The organism is Methanococcus mangrovi, assembly GCF_054506835.1.
The window spans coordinates 472,975-489,473 of the sequence record NZ_CP197114.1 but is presented as its reverse complement, the minus strand read 5'-3'; the positions used below and the strand labels follow the sequence as shown (position 1 = coordinate 489,473).

The following is a 16,499-nucleotide window of genomic DNA, read 5'->3' as shown; positions in this document are numbered from 1 at the left end:
GTGTTAAAATAAGACCTTAAAGGGATTGAAACTTGCAATGTCTGTAAGGCTTGTATATTCCTTATAGGTTAAAATAAGACCTTAAAGGGATTGAAACAAGTATTCACGATTACCTTTTTTATTTTTAATTAAAGTTAAAATAAGACCTTAAAGGGATTGAAACAAGAAAAAAGGTTCCAAAACAGATAAACCAAAAGGGTTAAAATAAGACCTTAAAGGGATTGAAACCGATTTAAGTTTTGTTTATTTTGGTTAAAGATAAGGTTAAAATAAGACCTTAAAGGGATTGAAACTATGTTTTCTCGGGTACTAAAATATTATCATCACTATGTTAAAATAAGACCTTAAAGGGATTGAAACATAGAGCAGTTGGATTTTGACAACTCCAAAACGTAGTTAAAATAAGACCTTAAAGGGATTGAAACTGGTGCATCGTCTCTGGTTAATTCTTCTAATATCGCGTTAAAATAAGACCTTAAAGGGATTGAAACATATATATTGATTCAAAGTCAGAAATAGAATTTACATGTTAAAATAAGACCTTAAAGGGATTGAAACAAATGAATCTTACAATAGAACCAACAAAATTAGGTAGTTAAAATAAGACCTTAAAGGGATTGAAACCATAATGTCATATGAACGGAAACCCTATAAATATTTAGTTAAAATAAGACCTTAAAGGGATTGAAACAATATCATAATGTGGGCGTGCATTAGGCCCGTTTTCGGTTAAAATAAGACCTTAAAGGGATTGAAACAGAACTGGAATATCATTTAATGTATCAAAGATTGAATGTTAAAATAAGACCTTAAAGGGATTGAAACTAATAAGCATATTTGGGGACGTATGGTCGTTAATTGTTAAAATAAGACCTTAAAGGGATTGAAACGTAAATATTAAAGGATATGATGTATATAATAAAAGAGTTAAAATAAGACCTTAAAGGGATTGAAACGTATGTATTAGATGATTTGAATGTTTCTTCAGAAAGTGTTAAAATAAGACCTTAAAGGGATTGAAACCTCAATCAATCCTTGATGGAATTGTGGACCACAAAGGTTAAAATAAGACCTTAAAGGGATTGAAACGTTGGCTTTTGTTGAATTATGTTGAACGTAAACTCGTTAAAATAAGACCTTAAAGGGATTGAAACATTATCGGTAATTTAGGAGCCAACCAGAGCAGTAAGTTAAAATAAGACCTTAAAGGGATTGAAACGGATCAGTACACATTCAAGTATCATTATGGTCTGAAGATGGTTAAAATAAGACCTTAAAGGGATTGAAACTCGCTCGTGAAATATTCTAATGATTGTATTTGTTTCCGTTAAAATAAGACCTTAAAGGGATTGAAACTTGTAACCAGGGATTATAAATTAAATCCTATCGGAAGGGTTAAAATAAGACCTTAAAGGGATTGAAACACGAATAAAGGAAACACCGAGTAACTTAAAATAAATCCTCCACTAAAGTAATTACCCCAAATTAAACTCTACTAAAATAGTAAATCTTCGAAAATAAGTTCTATTTTAAAAATTAAAAGGATTTGAAAACGTAAAAATTTAGTATTCATTCACTGATCTTAAAAAATAAAATGTATATTCCAGTTTTTACATAAATTAATATATCGATTACTTTGATTATCAAAAGGATTTTTGTGAGGAGTATGAACTCTTTAAAAACTATTATTTTGGCATTATTAATAATAGCCTCATTTGCAGGATGTATCGATAATTTAGAACCCGATGTGGATACAGAATCAGATGCAGCTATTACTAATGATTTTGATTCAGATAACTACACGCAGATAGAACAGGATACAGAATACTCTGTGGATGATGGAAAATACCTTACTGAAGAATATTCCTGGGAATATGGGGGTTTAGACTGGGAATTGTCCTTAACAGTACCTGAAGAATTATATTCATATTATAAAAATAAACCCAGAATAGGGGATTACGAACAATATGCATTATCCGATTACGATAAAACATATTTAAAATCAATGATTACATCATTTGATAACGCAGCGGATGAAAAAGGATATACCAAAAGTCAGACTGTAGAATTTATCGTAGCATTCGTACAATCACTGGAGTACACGTCAGATAAAGTTACTACCGGTTACGACGAATATCCCAGATATCCGGTGGAAACCCTGATGGATAATGGAGGGGATTGTGAAGATACTGCAATATTAACTGCTGCATTACTTCACGAACTTGGATTTGGGGTTGTTTTAATTGAATTTCCAGGACATATGGCAGTTGGAGTAAGTGGTGACAGTACAGTACATGGAACTTACTATGAATATAATGGAAAAAAATATTTTTACGTGGAAACTACAGGAACGGGTTGGGAAATTGGGGAAATCCCTGAAGAATACAAAGATGAAAATGCCACCATTTATTCAATGACCCAGATTCCAAACATGGCCCTATCTTGGGATGCAGAAGTTTACGATTATGATTCAAACTACGTATGTTATAGAATATATGTTAATATTGAAAATATTGGTTCAGGAGCTGCAAAAAATCCCCAAATATATGTGGGTGTATTAAATTTGAATAATCCTGGATATGCATGGGATCAAACTACACTTGAACTGACTAATTACGAAGAAGGCTCCACAGGATATGCTGAAGTATACTTAACGGTACCTCGAAACCAGTATTCTCAACTTAAAATTGTTCTTTACGGAGATAATTTTGAATCTGTTGAATCGTATTCTGAAACATTTACTACATAACTTAATTTTAAAAAATAAACCATTACAAGTACTTTTTTGATAATAGACGTTATTATCAACATTTTAAAATTTTTAACTAACTGCTTTTTAAAAAAGTTTTTTTGAATTTTTCTTAAATATTTCACGTCGTACTTCATTTTATTTTATAAAAATTCAATTAAACGTGAAAAAAAGATTAATTCAATTTTTCAATCGTATAATTGTTCAAATCCTTATTCCAGTAAGTAATCTGGTATTCATCCCCTAATGCGTACTTAAAAATTAGTTTAATATCTTTATAGTTGGGACCTGAGGTTTCTACCTCGTAATAGCCTTCACCTGTGCTTGTATCAACCATGGTCATCTGAATTCTATCGATTTTATAAGTATCATCAATGTAATTTATTGTTTCAATGGTACCCGTAATGAAAATATCGTTAACAATAAGCCTGTCTGACAGTATTGTAGCATTGCATACAGAAGATTCGGAATCATCACATGTTTTGATGTAACAATCTAAAGAATAGTCTTCAGAAATTACTTCATCTAATTTTAAAACAAGATCATCTAAAATTTCAGTTTCTTTCGGGTGTTCTAAATAGTAGTCATCAGTTCTATCCGGATATCCTGTAATATATGCATCATGTTTGTTATCTTGAGAATCAAACGTGTTAAATTCGGTATTTGTTAAATTACTATACGTTGTATCTTGTTCTGTTTTTGAAACATTTGTAGCTTCGTTAGTTGATACATTAGTTTGTAATGTATCGTTATCATCTGTTTCTGCAGTATCTATACAGCCTGAAAACATTACTGCAGTTATTAACATTGATATACCCAGTATTTTCAATAAGTTCAAAAATACCCCTCCTTTTTTAATAAAATGTACAGTTTATTGCTTAAAAAAGTTTTTAAATTACCAATTTTAAATTTAACGATAATATAAAAAACCTGTTTTTACATCCGTTTTGAAATTTTTGATATTAATCTTTTTTAAAATAAAAAAATAAAAAAGAAGTTCAAAAAATTATAAAATCTCTTTTTTGAAATCCGAATTAATAAAAATTAATCCGCATAGTAATGTTAAAACTTCTGCAATCGGCTGTGAAATCCATATTCCCGTAATTCCCAAATACATTGGCAAAATTACAAGCAAAGGAATTAAAAATACTGCAGTTCTGCTTAACGAAAGGACATTTGAAATTCTACTTTTTCCGGTTGATTGAAAGTACGTAATTATTAAAAAGCCAAGCCCAAACACAGAAAGCCCGTAAGCAAAATATTTGAGGCCAAATACGGTAGATGAAATTAACGCGACATCAGTCTGGTTAAAAAACATTATCGGAATTTTTGGAAATACTGATAATGTAACAAATGAAACGAGCCCGATAATTCCCGTAAGAATTCCTGTTGTTTTTAAAATATTTTTTACACGTAAATATTCCTTTGCACCGTAATTATAGCTTATTAAGGGCTGAACCCCGTTACAAAGACCCATATAGACAAGCATTACAAGCGCGAAAATGTAGCTTACAATCCCGTACGCGGAAACGTCAAGAGGACTTCCATATTTTAAAAACTGGATTGTATGAAGCATCATGACTACTGAAGCAGATATTTCAAGGATGAATGGCGAAATTCCAACAGAAACTATGTTTTTAACTATTTCAAGTTCTGATTTTAAATCTTTGAATTTAGCCGATAAATCAAGTTTTAAATGTGATTTTCCACCTAAAAAGTGGTGAATATATATCAAAGCTCCAAAAGTTTCCCCGATTACTGATGCAAGCGCTGCTCCAAATACGCCCCATCCAAAAAATACGATAAAAACTGCATCAAATATAATATTAAGTAAAGAACTCAACACAACGGTAATCATTGCTTTTTTTGGAAATCCATCGTTTCTAACGATTGGATCAAGCCCTACCTTAAACATTACAAAGATACATGCAAAATATATCAATTTAAGGTACGTGTATGAAGATTCAAGCAAATCTCCAGTAATTCCAAATGCTACCAATAATGGCTTTATTAATACCAAACCAGCCACGGTAAGAAGTAATCCCCCGATAAAAATCAGGTAAAATACAGTTTTTAGAATTTTTTCTGCTTCTTCTTTCTTTTTAGCACCAAGTTTCATCGAAATATGGGCTGATGCCCCGATTCCAAACATTATTGCAAAACCTGTCATTACAAAACTAAATGGAATTGCAACGGTTACTGCTGCAATTGCTTCTGACCCGACAAAATTTCCAAGAAATATCCCATCAACGACTATGTATATCCCAAGAACCACAAAACCTATTATTGAAGGTATCGCGTACTTTGTGATTAATTTGTTGATATTTTCGGTTGACAAATCAACGTTATTCATATATTCTACCACCTAAATTTGAAAAATTTGTACAACGCCGGAAGTAATACTGTCTATTCAAAATACTTATATGTTGGCATTTAAAATTAAAAAGAAGCTGTTAAATGGTCTTTTGAATATTAATTTAAAACGAAAAAATAATTATTTATTCAATTAAAATTAGCCTGTTTTTAAGTTCATTCATCAGGGATTAGACTTTCAGGTAAATTCCCCAAAATTTAAAAAACTTTGCCATATATTCCCAAAATTCCATTCAGTATGTCAATTCCTTTTTTGGTAATCATGTAGTCGCCCCTATCACTTCTTTGCATTATCATTTCAGAATCCTGCAATTTTTTCAGGTGAAAAAGCAGATTTCCAGCTTTTAATCCAGTTACTTTTGAAATATCTGAAAATGTCTTTGTTTCAGCCATCAAAGACTTTAAAATTAACAACCTGTGTTTGTTTGAAATTGGTTCGAGCATTGATTCGATAATTTCTTCTTCTGAAACATTTAATTTATCTTCTTCGTGATTTTCAGAATATATTCCAAGATTTTTCATTAAATCAAGCTGCTTTTCAAATAACTCAACAGTTTCAGAGTAGCAGACACTGCATTTTTCATAAGGGAGTTTTTCTTTTAATTCTTCCAAATTTTTTCTTATATTTGTTATTCTATCTTCTGAAATGCTATTTTCTTTTATATTTTCCGCAGAATTATTCAAAATGTTTAAGAATGTTTCAAAACATTTGTTTTTCATTTCACAATCTGAAATCATGCTGTTTTCAAGACAAGATTTCGATTCATTTAATGTATTTCCGTAAAAAATGTTAGAATACTTTTCGCGCAGTTCATTCAATATTAACTCAACATGCTGCTGGTTTGATTTTTCAATAAATTGGTTTAAACGAGTATTCAGCTTTGAAAGTTCGTCTTTTATTTGAGTTATGTCTTCAGAATTCACAGAAACGTTTTCCATATTTATCACAAGGTTATCAGGATATACCAAATATGTATTGAGTATATTTTATTGACGCTCAAGTATATATTATTTACCAAATATATAGATTCCTGTAACCGAGGTGATAAATATGAGTAATTGCTGTAAAAATGAAAACTGCAACTGTGCAGACACTAAATGTCCAAACCGGGGCGATTGTGTAGCTTGCATCAAGGCACACCTCCAAGCTGGAACTTTAGTGTACTGCATGCAGGATTTGCTTGAAAAAAAGTAAGTTTCAAAAATTAAAAAGTCGGATATTTACAGGGTGATAATTTATGAAAGTTGTTGCAATAAACGGGAGTCCAAAAAAAGATGGAAATACTGCATTATTAATAAACAAAGTTTTAGACGGTGCCAAATCAAACGGTGCAGAAGTAATTAAATACGACATTGATAAAATGAATATTAATGGATGTAAAGGTTGCATGCACTGTAGAACTGAGTTTAAATGTGCTCAAAAAGATTATATGGCAGAAATTTTAGAAAACTTAAAAGAAACTGACGTTTTGATACTTGGAACTCCAATTTACATGTGGCAGGTTACCGGGCAGATGAAAACATTTATCGACAGGCTCTACCCCGTAATTAATGCAGATTTTAGCCCGAGATTGAAAAATATCAAAACTGTTACAGTTTATGTTCAGGCAAACCCTGATGAAAGCATGTTTATTCCATATATTGAACATAACAACACTGTTTTAAATTTCCTTGGATTAGATGTTGTTGAAAGCATTGTAAAAGGCGGTGTTGGAGCCCCTGGGGACATATTAAACCATGAGGATGTTTTAGAAAAAGCATTTAATATTGGAAAAAAATTAACTGTTTAAAACGAATTTAATAAAACAGTGCAATAATTCCTAAATTTTAATAACTTTACTTTTTAGTAATAATTTACAAATTACTCTTTTAATTTAAATTTTCAACTGCCATGGATTTAGTATAAATAGTGGATTGATAAATTTAATATAACTAATTTTAAAAAGGCGTATAAAAAAATGAATAAATTAATTTTAAGGATTATAACTTTTATTTTAGGACTTTTTATCATGGCTTTTGGAGTATCTTTATCAGTAAAAGCCAATTTGGGAATATCCCCTATATCCTGTGTTCCTTATGTGTATAGTTGTAAGTTTCCACTTACCTTAGGCCAGATAACAATATTTTTCAACATGGTGCTGATCATGCTTCAGATGATTATGCTTCGCCGCAACTATCGTTTAATATTAGTACAGCTACCCTTCGTGTTTGTTCTTGGTTTATTTATCGATTTAACAATGTACATGCTTTCTAATTTGTATATCCCTTCTTACTTATGGCAGATCGCATTATGTTTAGTCAGCTGTATCGCAATTGCATTTGGTGTTTTTTTAGAAGTAAAAGCGAAGATTATTTATCTTCCGGGAGAAGGCTTAGCAATGGCTATTTCTGACACTTTTAAGAAAGAATTTGGGAAAGCAAAAATTGGAGTCGACGTTTCAATGGTTTCTGTAGGCATTGTAAGTTCATTCATTTTTTTACACCAATTACAGGGAATACGCGAAGGAACCATTATTGCAGCCATATTAGTTGGTTTCATTGTAAAATTCTTTAATAACACTTCATCCGCAATATTAAGGGATATGAAAATAGATTAACTAAAAAAAATTAAGATTTTTCAGAAAAAAACATTGTTTTCTTTTTGAATTTTAAAAACTATTTTAACAATAAATTTAACTTCAACTGAAAATCATATTCTATTTTAGAATATACGTGAAAATGTCGATGCGAGATATGCAAATATAAAAAGTATGTCAAAAGAGTAAACAAAATTACTAAATATTGATAGCACCATTATTCAATTATTCTAAATAATGTGATTTTTCAAGTTTTACAATCAAAGACATATAAACACTCGCCCCAATATTTATATATCAAGACAACCGTATAATTAATTGACTAATCAGTCAGGATGAGATACACATGAAAACATATATTGAAGACAAAAGAAAAGCCATTATGGATGCCGCTTTGAAACTTTTCACTGAACGTGGGTTTCACGGTACATCTACAGCCCAAATTTCAAAAGAAGCAGGAGTAGCTACAGGTACGCTCTTTCATTATTTTCCAACGAAAGAAGACCTGATAAACAACCTGTATTTTGAAGTAAAAGGGGATTTAAGCCGAGCAATGGTAAAAGATCTCGAATCACAAGTTAACTTTAAAGACCGGTTGAAAAAAATATGGGATAATTTGATTAGATGGGGCTTAGATAACCATAACGAGTTTCTTTTTGTCGGACAGTTTTGCAATTCTCCATACATATCGAATTTTACGCGTGAAGAAGTAATGAAAGAGTACGTGTTCTTACACAAACTCGTTGATGACGGAATAAAAAATGGGGACGTTAAAGAATTACCCTCAGAACTGGTCATTGCACTTTTTTATCAAAACAGCAGGACATTAGTAGATGTAATTTCAAGTTGTGGTCCATCCTGCAACGAAAATAAATTTATTGATGACGGGTTTGAGATAGTCTGGAATGGACTAGTCAAAAACTAATTTTTTTAGTTAAACGATGATTGATTAGTCACTCTTAAACTTATGTTGCTGTACATGTTTAATTTGGGTGCAGCAATTTACCAAATAATTCAGAAAAATTTATGGTGAAAAATATGGAATCAAATAAAACTTTCAAATTAAGTGAAAAGGTGACTGTAGAAAAGGTTTCTTACAAAAACAAATACGGAATCACCGTTGCAGCAGATATGTACCTGTCAAAAGACATAGACAAATCCAAAAAATATCCTGCAATCGTTATCGGAACACCTTATGGTGGTGTAAAAGAGCAGGGTGCAGGAATATATGGACAAAATTTAGCCGAAAGAGGGTTTGTAACAATCGCATTTGACGAATCATACAATGGAGAAAGTAGTGGGGAGCCAAGACATATCTCTTCACCAGATTTATTTGTGGAAGATTTTAGCGCAGGAGTGGATTTTTTAGGAACAAGAGATTTTGTAGATAGAAACAAAATCGGTGCTATTGGAATTTGCGGAAGTGGAGCATTTTCAATTACCGCAGCTCAGGTAGATCCCAGAATTAAAGCTGTTGTTACTGCGAGTATGTACGACATGAGTAGGATGATCCGAAATGGATGGGAAGATTCAATGGCCGAGGAACAACGTGCTCAAACCATGGTTCAGCTTGGCGAGCAACGATGGAAAGATTTTGAGAATGGTACTCCAGAATTACCTGCTGGTTTTCCAAGTGAACCTGCTGATGCTATTCCTGAAGGGTTGGATCCTATTACAAGTGAATTCTTCGAATACTACGGAATGAAGCGTGGACATCACCCTAATGCAGGAGCTGCATTTACTATGACGAGCAGTATGTCTTTCATGAATTTCCCTTTGATGAATTACATAAAAACGATTTCACCAAGACCAATTTTATTCATCATCGGTGAAAATGCCCATTCCCGATATTTCAGTGAAGATGCTTACAAAATGGCTGCAGAACCAAAAGAACTCTATATCGTACCTGGTGCAAGACATATCGACTTGTACGATGGTGGGGACAACGATTATATTCCATTTGATAAATTGGAAGGATTTTTCAAAGAACATTTAAAATAAAACCAAACTGGTCGAATAATAAATCAAAGTTAACATTGGAATGAGGAGAACTTATGGAATACAGAAAATTACCACACGGTGGTGAAAAGGTCAGCACTATCGGCATTGGATCAGGAAGTCTAAAAGAAACCACACCACAGGATATCAAAGATATCGTCAGTTATGGCATGGAACAGGGCGTAAATCTGATCGATACCGTTATGTATGACACAAGCGCGGTGGGGCCAATCGCAGAGGCAATGAAAGAACATCGTGACGAGATGATGATGCAGCTACATCTTGGTGTGTGGTATCCAAAAGGAACATATTCAAGGACAAGGGTTCTCCGAAATGTTAAAAAGGGTTTTGAACAGGAATTGAAGAACTATAACACCAACTATGCGGATATCGGCCTTATCAGCTATGTTGATCAGGTTAAAGACTTTGAAAATATCATGTCAAACGGCATTTTTGATTATGCTAAAAAACTAAAACAAGACGGAACCATTCGACATCTTGGTATTTCATCCCATTCTGAAGAGATATGTAAACTCTTTATCGAGACTGGTGAAATCGATGTCATAATGTTCAGCATCAATGCAGCTTATGATTTTAGTCCGTCCAGAGGCAAGCTCTCTTTATCACAAGAACGTATGGAACTTTATCGAGAATGTGAAAAACAGGGGATAGGAATCACCGTTATGAAAGCTTATGGTGGTGGACAGCTATTAAATGAAAAAACATCACCTTTCAAACGTGTTATGACAATCCCTCAATGCATACAGTATGCATTGGATCGCCCAGGTGTTATTTCCTGTCTTTCAGGGGTACGATCAAGAGCAGATTTAGATGATGCACTTAAATTTTACTCAGTTTCTAAAAAAGAACGAGATTATTCATTTATCGGCGGCCTACCGCACAGGGAAATGACGGGTACTTGTATTTACTGTAATCACTGTCAACCCTGCCCTTCCAAAATCGATATTGGTTCAGTAAATAAGTATTTGGACCTTGCAAGGGCAGGGGACGACCTTGCAAAAGACCACTACATGAAATTAAGTAAAAATGCAGGTGATTGCACCCATTGTGGCATTTGCGAAAAGAACTGTCCGTTTAATGTGGATATACGTGGCAGAATGCTTGAAGCAAAGAATTATTTTGGTTCAATAAATAATGCAAAAAAATGAAATCCGAATATTTCAGGTGATAAATGAACAATTCAACAGATTTAATCAATAGCGTAATTTTCAAAAAAGGTGAAGAACTTCCAGAAATTTTCAGTAAATATTTTTCAGACAAGGCATATCTGAGTATGCTCGTTGGAAGGGATAACGAATTCAATTGTCCAATTGGAAATGTGACATTTGCATCAGGATGTAGAAATAATTGGCATAAACACCCAGGAGGACAAATTTTACTTGTTACCTGTGGCAGGGGTTACTACCAAGAAGAAGGAAAGCCGGCACAGGAACTTAAAGTTGGGGATGTAGTTGAAATTCCTTCAAACGTAAAACACTGGCAGGGGCAGCACACGACAGCTGGTTTGTACACCTTTCCGTTAAAACAAATGTTAATGAGGGTCCAGCAGAATGGTTGGAACCTGTGAGCGATAAAGAATATGATAGCTTACGAAGATAAATTAACTAAAGATGAAATATCCATGTTAAATGAAACCTTATCAGAAATATTGCTTGAAACCGAATAGATCGGATTAAAACTGATTACTAAAATTTAAAGTGAAAATATGAAAGTGTTATTAATAAATGGAAGTCCAAATAAGAAAGGCTGTACGTATACTGCCCTAAAAGAAATCGAAAAGACATTAAACGCGGAAAATATCGACACAGAAATTTACTGGGTCGGGGTAAAACCCCTTAGTGGATGTACTGCATGTAGGGCATGTGTTAAAACAGGACGTTGTGCAGTTAACAATAATGTAAACGATTTTTTAGATATCGCTAAAGATTCAGACGGATTTATCTTTGGTTCTCCAGTCCACTATGCATCTACAAGTGGTTCTATTAAATCATTCATGGATTGTGCATTTTATACGGACTTACTTGGAGGCAGGAACTCATTTTACCTAAAACCTGCAGCAGCAGTCGTCTCTGCAAGAAGGGCCGGAACAACAGCTGCATTTGACCAGCTTAATAAATATTTTACAATTTCAGAAATGCCCATAATTTCATCCAGATACTGGAACATGGTTCATGGTGCAAAACCAGAAGATGTAGAAAAAGATTTAGAAGGCTTACACATAATGCGAGTACTTGCAAGGAATATGGCATGGTTTTTGAAGTGTAAAGAAGCAGGACTTAAAGCGGGCGTACCTTTCCCAACGAATGAAGGAAGAATCTTTACAAATTTCATCCGAGACTAAATTATCATTTATTTAACAATTTAGAACTAATTAAATTTAAAAAGAGGGATAATATGCCCGATTTAAAAGAAAAGAAATATCTTATAGCATATTTTTCACGTGCTGGTAATAACTATGTTAGTGGAAAAATCGTGAATTTGCAAGTAGGTAACACAAAAGTAGCAGCCGAAACGATTCAAGAAATAATCGGAGGCGATCTTTTCCATATTGATACTGTAACGCCTTATCCTAAGGATTATTCTGCAACAACGAATATAGCAAAAAAAGAATTAAATGAAAATGCACGACCAAAACTGACCAGCCACGTGGAGAATATGGATTCTTACGATACAGTATTTTTGGGATACCCAAACTGGTGGGGTACAGTGCCAATGGCAGTTTTTACATTTCTTGAAGAATATGATTTCTCAGGAAAAACCATTATTCCGTTTTGTACTCATGAAGGAAGCGGTATGGGCCACAGTGAAAGTGATATTGCAAAAAACTGCTCCAATGCAAAAATTCTAAACGGACTTTCAATTTATGGGTCTAAGGTAAGTTCTTCGAAAAAAGATATTGAAAAATGGTTGGATAAACTAAGGATTCTCTAAAAATTCTAATTTAATTAAGATGTGATAATTATGAAATCGCTTATATTCAACCCGTTTTCGGGAGCTGCTGGTGACATGATTCTTGTATGTACTTTGGATCTTTTAAAAGATAAAAATTACGTAAAAGAAATCATTGAATCAGCAGTACCCGTATCTGTAAGTATGAATGAAGTTGTGAAAAGAGGAATTAGGGCATTAGACGTCAAGATTAATGTTCCCGAACACGAACATTCACGAAACTATTTCGAACTGGTGGATATTATAAAAGATGCTAAATTACCAAATGATGTAGAAAAAAGTGCACTTGACATATTTTCAAAGATGGCCGAAGCTGAAGCACATGTTCATGGTAAAGATGATCTTGAAAAATTACATTTTCATGAAGTTGGGCAAAATGATGCACTTGCAGATGTCATCGGTTCATCAGCAGCTATTCATTCACTAAAATGCGATTCTGTTTACTGCATGCCGATCAACGTTGGAAACGGAACTGTAAAATGTGCACACGGGGTCATGTCAGTACCTGCCCCCGCAACTCTTGAACTCCTGAAAAAAGGAAATCTTTATTTTCACGGTGGAAATGAATCAAAAGAACTTCTAACACCAACTGGTGCAGCAATTCTTTCTCATTTCGCAAAACCGATAAAGGTCTTTCCAAAATGTACGGTAAATTCAATAGGATATGGTGCAGGCGATGCAGATCTTGAGGGTCCAAATGTGCTTCAGGGATTATTGGCTGAAACGGATATTTAAACAGGACTTAGAATTAAAATAGTTCCGATTGGAATGTTTTTCAGATAAAACATGAGCAAAATTTGAGGAATAGGGTAAAAAATGAAACATTTGGGTTTTGGATGTATGAGATTACCTGTTCTCAATAAAGACGATCAAACTTCATTTGATACTGAATTATTGAATAAGATAGTAGATACGTATTTAGAACGTGGATTCACATTTTGATACCGCCTATACATACCACGGATTTAAAAGCGAAGAAGCAGTTAGAAAGCTCTGGTAAAAAGGCATAGCCGAGATGAATTTGTTCTTGCAACAAAACTTCCACCAAGAATGTTGAAGTCAGTAGATGATCAGGACAGAATATTCAACGAACAATTGGAAAACTGCGGTGTTGAATTCTTTGATTATTATTTACTTCACAACATCGGCGTAGAAGCGTATCAAAATGCACCCAAATACGATACATTTGGCTTTGCCATGAACAAAAAGAAAGAAGGAAAAATAAGAAATTTAGGAATTTCATTTGACGATACCCCCGAATTACTGGACAAAATTCTAACTGCTCATCCAGAATTGGATTTTGTACAATTACAGATTAATTACATTGATTGGGAAAATCCGGGAATTCATTCAAGAAGATGCTACGAAGTTGCGAGAAAACATGAAAAGCCAATTATTGTAATGGAGCCATGTAAAGGAGGAAATCTTTCAACGGTTCCAAAAAATGCAGAACATTTGATGAAAACATATAATTCTAATGCTTCAATTTCATCATGGGCTATTAGATTTGCCGCTAGTTTAGACGGCGTTATAATGGTTCTTAGCGGAATGAGTACAATGGAACAGGTCTTGGATAATACTGGATACATGGACGATTTCAAGCCATTAAATGATGAAGAACATCAAATCATCGATCAGGTAATCGATATAATACATGAAAATAGTGAAATCCCCTGTACAACCTGTAGATATTGCGAAGGAGTTTGTCCAGAAAATATCCATATACCCGATTACCTTGCATTGTACAACAGTACAAAGCGTGCTGTAACGGATAACATTTCAAGCCAGTTTGTGTACTACCTAAACCTTACATCAAACCATGGAAAAGCCAGCGACTGTATCAAATGTAAAAAATGTGAAGAGTTATGCCCTCAGCATTTGCAGATATCTGAATATTTAAAAGATGTTGTAGCCGAATTTGAAACTGGTGGACCTGCCTTACCGACAAAATAATTAGAGGGTGTAAAATCATGAGTAAATATATACGTGTAATATCAGCAAGCCCGAGAAAAGGCGGAAATTCCGACATGTTGTTCGACCAGTTTATAAAAGGCGCAAAAGAAGCAGGCAACCTTGTAGAAAAGATTTTCGTTGGTGACAACAAAATTAATTACTGTACTGGCTGCGGTACCTGTTTTGGAACAAAAGTGTGTTCACAAAAAGATGATATGGATAAAATACTGGATAAAATGGTTGATGCGGACGTAATTGTAATGGCTACACCAGTTTACTTTTACACGATGAACTGTCAAATGAAAACACTAATCGACAGAACATGTTCAAGATACACGGAAATTAACGATAAGGAATTTACTTCATCGTAGCAGCTGCTGATAACAGTAAACCTGCAATGGAACGAACTTTTGAAGAATTCCGTGGATTTATGTCTTGCCTTGAATGTGCAGAAGAAAAAGGGCTCATTTATGGAACTGGTGCCTGGAATATTGGCGACATTGTAGGGACTGATGCAATGGATCGGGCCTATGAAATGGGAAAATCGATTTAATTTAACATATCTCAAATAATTGTTTGAATTTGTCTAAAATATGATTTTTAGTAAATTATATATCCAAAAACATGAAGAGTAATAATTATTACTGATTGAGCGGTCAATCACATAAAATCGGGTGAATGAACATGTTATACAGAACAAATCCAAAAAATGGCGATAAACTTTCAATATTGGGTTTTGGTGCTATGAGGCTACCTACAAAAGAGGATGGTAGTGTTGATGAAGAAAAAGCTACAAAAATGGTTCACTACGCAATAGATAACGGTGTAAATTTCGTAGATACTGCGTGGCCATACCACATGGGTGAAAGTGAGAAGTTTTTGGGTCGTGCACTTTCCAATGAATACCGAGAAAAGGTTAAACTTTCAACAAAACTCCCAACGTGGATGGTTAACAGCAGGGAAGACATGGATAAATACCTAAACGCCCAGCTCGAGAGAATGAATACCGACTGTATCGATTATTACATGATACACACACTTACAGGGCCAGCATGGGAACGGGTAAAAGAACTTGGTATCATTGAATTTTTAGATAGTGCAAAAGCAGACGGTAGAATTATAAACGCAGGTTTTTCATACCACGGAACACAGGCAGATTTTGCTCCAATTGTTGATGGTTATGATTGGGATTTCTGCCTTATACAGTATAACTTTTTGGATGAAAAAATTCAGGCTGGAACAGATGGACTTAAATACGCTGCTTCAAAGGGCCTCGGAGTTTTTGTAATGGAGCCATTACGTGGCGGTAATTTATCTGGTAAAGCGCCTGAAGAAGTTATGGAAATATGGAATGAAGCTGACACGAAACGAACAACTGTAGAATGGGCACTTCGATGGGTATGGAATCATCCCGAAGTTACCTGTGTTTTATCCGGAATGACTGAACCTGAACAGGTTGAAGAAAACGTAAAACTTGCAAACGAGGGTTATCCAAATTCATTAACTGAAAAAGAGCTGAATCTTGTAAAAAGAGTCGGTTCAAAATATGGCGAATTGTTAAAGATTAACTGTACTGGCTGTGGCTACTGCATGCCGTGCCCTGCAAAAGTTGATATACCAACATGTTTTGACACGTACAATAAACTACACATGTTCCACGATGAATCCCTAAGATTCCAGTATTTCGCATTACTTAGTGACATGTTATGGACCAATGAACCGCATTTCGCATCACAATGTACAAATTGCGGTATTTGCTTAGAACACTGTCCTCAAAATATCCAGATACCTGAAATGCTCGAAAAAGTTGTAGCTGAATTTGAAGGTCCTGATAATGATGAAAAAATCGCTATGGTAAAGAGCATTTTTTTGAAGTAGGT

General features: G+C 34.0%; 13 protein-coding genes, 4 pseudogenes and 1 CRISPR repeat array (1 of these 18 running past the window's edge). Of the genes and pseudogenes, 14 read left to right on the top strand and 3 right to left on the bottom strand.

What is annotated here, in order from left to right; genetic code table 11:
* Window positions 1–1,424: direct repeats of the CRISPR family, unit length 30 nt; unit sequence GTTAAAATAAGACCTTAAAGGGATTGAAAC; it reaches 4,179 nt to the left of the window's first position.
* Window positions 1,425–1,666: 242 nt separating this feature from the next.
* A complete protein-coding gene (locus ACS5L2_RS02635; protein WP_459202215.1) occupies window positions 1,667–2,749 on the top strand; it encodes a transglutaminase-like domain-containing protein in 1,083 nt (360 codons plus the stop codon).
* A 175-nt stretch (window positions 2,750–2,924) separates the two neighbouring features.
* On the opposite strand, the gene ACS5L2_RS02630 is transcribed toward ACS5L2_RS02635, so the two are convergent.
* The 3 genes from ACS5L2_RS02630 to ACS5L2_RS02620 all read right to left on the bottom strand — a co-directional run bounded on the left by ACS5L2_RS02630 (window position 2,925) and on the right by ACS5L2_RS02620 (window position 6,061).
* Window positions 2,925–3,587: a hypothetical protein gene (locus ACS5L2_RS02630; protein ID WP_459202214.1), complete on the bottom strand. Its 663-nt coding sequence runs from the start codon at window positions 3,585–3,587 to the stop codon at window positions 2,925–2,927.
* A 168-nt stretch (window positions 3,588–3,755) separates the two neighbouring features.
* The gene (locus ACS5L2_RS02625; protein ID WP_459202213.1) at window positions 3,756–5,102 is read right to left on the bottom strand and encodes an MATE family efflux transporter; all 1,347 of its coding nucleotides are present in this window, start codon (window positions 5,100–5,102) and stop codon (window positions 3,756–3,758) included.
* Between the two features lie 218 nt (window positions 5,103–5,320).
* Window positions 5,321–6,061, bottom strand: a complete 741-nt coding sequence (locus ACS5L2_RS02620) for a winged helix-turn-helix domain-containing protein (RefSeq protein ID WP_459202212.1) — start codon at window positions 6,059–6,061, stop codon at window positions 5,321–5,323.
* A 112-nt stretch (window positions 6,062–6,173) separates the two neighbouring features.
* Here ACS5L2_RS02620 and ACS5L2_RS02615 point away from each other — a divergent pair, with 112 nt between their 5' ends.
* From ACS5L2_RS02615 to ACS5L2_RS02555, 13 genes and pseudogenes are all read left to right on the top strand, one after another.
* A complete protein-coding gene (locus ACS5L2_RS02615) occupies window positions 6,174–6,317 on the top strand; it encodes a hypothetical protein (protein ID WP_459202211.1) in 144 nt (47 codons plus the stop codon).
* A gap of 43 nt (window positions 6,318–6,360) precedes the next feature.
* The gene (locus tag ACS5L2_RS02610) at window positions 6,361–6,912 is read left to right on the top strand and encodes a flavodoxin family protein (RefSeq protein ID WP_459202210.1); all 552 of its coding nucleotides are present in this window, start codon (window positions 6,361–6,363) and stop codon (window positions 6,910–6,912) included.
* Window positions 6,913–7,080: 168 nt separating this feature from the next.
* On the top strand, window positions 7,081–7,719 hold the full coding sequence (locus ACS5L2_RS02605; protein WP_459202209.1) for a YczE/YyaS/YitT family protein: 639 nt from the start codon (window positions 7,081–7,083) through the stop codon (window positions 7,717–7,719).
* 325 nt (window positions 7,720–8,044) lie between these two features.
* Complete coding sequence (locus ACS5L2_RS02600) at window positions 8,045–8,623, top strand: TetR/AcrR family transcriptional regulator (RefSeq protein WP_459202208.1); 579 nt, start codon at window positions 8,045–8,047, stop codon at window positions 8,621–8,623.
* A 113-nt stretch (window positions 8,624–8,736) separates the two neighbouring features.
* Complete coding sequence (locus ACS5L2_RS02595; protein WP_459202207.1) at window positions 8,737–9,699, top strand: alpha/beta hydrolase; 963 nt, start codon at window positions 8,737–8,739, stop codon at window positions 9,697–9,699.
* Between the two features lie 53 nt (window positions 9,700–9,752).
* Window positions 9,753–10,865, top strand: a complete 1,113-nt coding sequence (locus ACS5L2_RS02590; RefSeq protein WP_459202206.1) for an aldo/keto reductase — start codon at window positions 9,753–9,755, stop codon at window positions 10,863–10,865.
* 23 nt (window positions 10,866–10,888) lie between these two features.
* Window positions 10,889–11,316: pseudogene (locus tag ACS5L2_RS02585) on the top strand (cupin domain-containing protein).
* A 106-nt stretch (window positions 11,317–11,422) separates the two neighbouring features.
* Window positions 11,423–12,058 (top strand): flavodoxin family protein, encoded by a 636-nt coding sequence (locus ACS5L2_RS02580; protein WP_459202205.1) that lies wholly within the window; start codon window positions 11,423–11,425, stop codon window positions 12,056–12,058.
* Between the two features lie 53 nt (window positions 12,059–12,111).
* Complete coding sequence (locus ACS5L2_RS02575) at window positions 12,112–12,648, top strand: flavodoxin (RefSeq protein WP_459202204.1); 537 nt, start codon at window positions 12,112–12,114, stop codon at window positions 12,646–12,648.
* Window positions 12,649–12,678: 30 nt separating this feature from the next.
* Window positions 12,679–13,395 (top strand): annotated as a pseudogene (gene larC, locus ACS5L2_RS02570) (nickel pincer cofactor biosynthesis protein LarC); the annotation flags it as partial.
* A gap of 87 nt (window positions 13,396–13,482) precedes the next feature.
* Window positions 13,483–14,619 (top strand): annotated as a pseudogene (locus ACS5L2_RS02565) (aldo/keto reductase).
* 17 nt (window positions 14,620–14,636) lie between these two features.
* Window positions 14,637–15,172, top strand: a pseudogene (locus ACS5L2_RS02560) (flavodoxin family protein).
* A 131-nt stretch (window positions 15,173–15,303) separates the two neighbouring features.
* Entirely contained in the window at window positions 15,304–16,497 is a 1,194-nt protein-coding gene (locus tag ACS5L2_RS02555; protein WP_459202203.1) for an aldo/keto reductase, read from the top strand.
* The last annotated feature ends 2 nt before the right edge of the window (window positions 16,498–16,499 follow it).